At 69.2% G+C, this 3,524-nt stretch carries 3 protein-coding genes and 1 pseudogene; all 4 read left to right on the plus strand.

The genetic code is table 11. The features are described 5' to 3' along the window. A pseudogene (locus ACIKT0_RS15180) lies at nucleotides 1-202 on the plus strand (hypothetical protein); the annotation flags it as partial. Between the two features lie 3 nt (nucleotides 203-205). Beyond that, nucleotides 206-631 carry an EVE domain-containing protein gene (locus ACIKT0_RS15185; protein ID WP_407106157.1) on the plus strand — a complete coding sequence of 142 codons (426 nt, stop codon included), beginning with the start codon at nucleotides 206-208 and terminating at the stop codon, nucleotides 629-631. Next, nucleotides 628-1,293, plus strand: a complete 666-nt coding sequence (locus tag ACIKT0_RS15190) for a class I SAM-dependent methyltransferase (RefSeq protein ID WP_407106158.1) — start codon at nucleotides 628-630, stop codon at nucleotides 1,291-1,293. Before ACIKT0_RS15185 ends, ACIKT0_RS15190 begins: the two co-directional genes overlap by 4 nt. Before the next feature lie 119 nt (nucleotides 1,294-1,412). Continuing rightward, nucleotides 1,413-3,371, plus strand: coding sequence for an acetate--CoA ligase (gene acs, locus ACIKT0_RS15195; RefSeq protein WP_407106160.1), 1,959 nt, complete (start codon nucleotides 1,413-1,415; stop codon nucleotides 3,369-3,371). Nucleotides 3,372-3,524 lie beyond the last annotated feature (153 nt).

The raw sequence follows: 3,524 nt of genomic DNA on the forward strand, positions 1-3,524 counted from the left end.
ACCCAGCTCTGCGCCCTGCGCTATGGCGCGGTTCCGGTCGTCGCTCGGTGGGCGGCCTCAACGCGGAGATCGGCATCTCGACGCCCTGTTCGGCGGCGAGATGCCGATCTCCGCGGCGGTGGCCGAGGTCCTCGCCGGACGCGTCAGCGTCGGAGCGGCCGTCGCCGGACTGCTCGCCCGGCCGCTCAAGTCCGAGATCTGAACGATGGCCTACTGGTTGTTCAAATCCGAGCCCGCCGCCTGGTCGTGGGACCAGCAGAAGGCCGCGGGCGAGGCCGGGACCGAGTGGACCGGCGTGCGCAACTACCTCGCCCGCAACAACATGCGGGCGATGAAGATCGGCGACCGGGGGTTCTTCTATCACTCGAACGAGGGCAAGGAGATCGTCGGCGTCGTCGAGGTCGCGAAGCTCGCCCATCCGGATTCGACGGCGGACAATCCCACCTGGGAATGCGTCGACATCCGCGCCGTGAAGGACATGCCCACGCCGGTGACGCTTGCGGCCGTGAAGGCCAATCCGAAGCTCGCCGGGATGGCTCTGGTCACTTCCATGCGGCTTTCGGTCCAGCCGGTGACCGAGGCGGAGTGGGCCGAGGTCTGCCGCATGGGCGGGCTGGCCGAGACAGCGTGAGCGCGCCGACGGATCGCGCGGCCTTCATCCGGGGCAACACGACGCTGCGACCCGTCCCGCACGCGCCCGAGATCATGCTTCATGTCGCCGACGAGGCCGTGCCGCTCTGGTCCAGGACCGAGGAGGAACTGGCTCAGGCAGGGCTTCCGCCGCCGTTCTGGGCGTTCGCCTGGGCGGGCGGCCAGGCGCTGGCGCGGCATGTGCTCGATCATCCGCGGAGCGTCGCCGGGCGACGGGTCCTGGACGTCGGGTCGGGCTCGGGGCTGGTGGCGATCGCCGCCATGAAGGCGGGCGCTGCTTCGGTGACGGCGGCGGACCCCGATCCGTTCGCCCGCGCGGCGATGATGCTGAACGCCGCGGCCAACGGAGTCCGGGTGACGCCGCTCGCCGACGACCCGATCGGCGGCGCGGCCGGCGAGTTCGACGTCGTTCTGGTCGGCGACCTGTTTTACGAGCGCGACCTCGCCGCGCGGCTGATCGACTGGCTGGAGCGCTGCGCGGCCGGCGGCTCCGAGATCCTGGTCGGCGACCCGGGCCGCAGCTACCTGCCGCGCGACAGGCTTCAGGCTGTCGCCGAGTACACGGTTCCGGTCAGCCGGGATCTCGAGGATTCCGAGATAAAGCGCACGACGGTCTGGCGGCTCGCGCGTTCCGGCGGGTGAGCGCCGCTTCTCCGCCAAACTGCCGAGAGCGGCCGCTTGTAGGGCCTCCGGGACGCGTCCTAGACTGGCCGTAGCCCGCCTGGAGAGCGGGCGCATGACTACGCTTGGGAGCGAGCGCTATGTCCGACAAAGTCCATCCCGTGCCGGAAGGCTGGGCGAAGCGCGCCTATATCGACAAGGCGCGCTACGAGGCGGATTATCGCCGCTCCGTCGAGGATCCGGAAGGATACTGGGGCGCGATCGGCAAACGCGTCGACTGGATCAAGCCGTACTCGAAGGTGAAGAACACCTCGTTCGCGCCCGGGAACGTGTCGATCCGCTGGTACGAGGACGGGACGCTCAACGTCTCGGCCAACTGCATCGACCGGCACCTCGCGACCCGCGGCGACCAGACCGCGATCCTCTGGGAAGGCGACGACCCGGCGGACTCGCGGGCGATCACCTATCGCGAGCTTCACGAGCAGGTCTGCAGGTTCGCGAACGCCCTCAAGGCGCGCGGCGTCAAGAAGGGCGACCGGGTCACGATCTACCTGCCGATGATCCCCGAGGCCGCCTACGCGATGCTCGCCTGCGCGCGCATCGGCGCGATCCACTCCATCGTCTTCGGCGGTTTCTCGCCCGACAGTCTGGCGGGCCGGATCGAGGGCTGCGAGTCGCGCTGCCTGATCACCGCCGACGAGGGCCTGCGCGGCGGCCGCAAGGTTCCGCTCAAGGCCAACGCCGACGCCGCGATCGAGAAGGCTGGCGGCGTCGACACGGTTTTCGTGGTCGCCCGGACCGGCGCCGACGTGCCCATGGTCGAGGGCCGCGACGTCCGCTACGAAGACGCGATCGCGGCGGCCTCCCCGGAATGCGAGCCGGAGGAGATGAACGCCGAGGATCCGTTGTTCATCCTCTACACTTCGGGCTCGACGGGCAAGCCGAAGGGCGTCCTGCACACGACCGGCGGCTATCTGGTCTTCGCGTCGTTCACGCACCAACTCATATTCGACTACCACGAGGGCGACGTTTACTGGTGCACGGCGGACGTCGGCTGGGTCACGGGGCACTCGTACATCGTCTACGGCCCGCTCGCGAACGGCGCGATCACGCTGATGTTCGAGGGTGTTCCGAACTATCCGTCCACCTCCCGCTTCTGGGAGGTCGTCGACAAGCACAAGGTCAACATCTTCTACACCGCGCCGACCGCGATCCGCGCCCTGATGGGCGGCGGCGAGGGCCCGGTGAAGAAGACCTCGCGGGAAAGCCTGCGCCTGCTCGGCTCGGTCGGCGAGCCGATCAACCCGGAAGCCTGGGAGTGGTACTACCGGGTCGTCGGGGACAGCCGCTGCCCGATCGTCGACACCTGGTGGCAGACCGAGACCGGCGGCATCCTGATCACCCCGCTGCCCGGGGCGACCGACCTCAAGCCCGGCTCGGCGACCAAGCCGTTCTTCGGGATCAGGCCGGAGCTCGTCGACGCCGAGGGCAAGCCGCTGGAGGGCGCCGCCGAGGGCAATCTGGTCATCGCCGACAGCTGGCCGGGCCAGATGCGCACCGTCTATGGCGACCACAAGCGCTTCGAGGAGACCTACTTCTCGACCTATCCCAACAAGTACTTCACCGGCGACGGCTGCCGGCGGGACGCCGACGGCTACTACTGGATCACCGGCCGCGTCGACGACGTCATCAACGTCTCCGGCCACCGCATGGGCACCGCCGAGGTCGAGAGCTCGCTGGTCGCGCACGAGAAGGTGTCGGAGGCGGCTGTCGTCGGCTATCCGCATGACGTGAAGGGCCAGGGCATCTACGCCTATGTCACGCTGATGGCGGGCGTCGAGGGCACCGAGGACCTCAAGAAGGAGCTGGTCGCCTGGGTCCGGAAGGACATCGGCCCGATCGCCTCTCCTGACCTGATTCAGTTCGCGCCGGGCCTGCCGAAGACGCGCTCGGGCAAGATCATGCGCCGCATCCTGCGCAAGATCGCCGAGGACGAGTTCGCCGCGCTCGGCGACACCTCGACGCTGGCCGACCCGGGCGTCGTCGACGACCTGATCGAGCACCGCCAGAACCGGCGGACGGGCGAAGCGGCGGCCTGAGCCCCGCTTCTCCCGCGCTCGGCGGCCGCATTCCCACTGACGCGAGGCTCCTCGACCGAATATCGGAGGCCGCCGGCGACCGCCGGCGGCCTTAGCCGTTTGAGGGAAGAAGCCACGATGGACGACGGCCGGGCCGTCATGTCGAGCGGCGCC

This window comes from Hansschlegelia beijingensis, from assembly GCF_045505405.1.
Classification (GTDB): Bacteria; Pseudomonadota; Alphaproteobacteria; order Rhizobiales; family Methylopilaceae; genus Methylopila; species Methylopila beijingensis_A.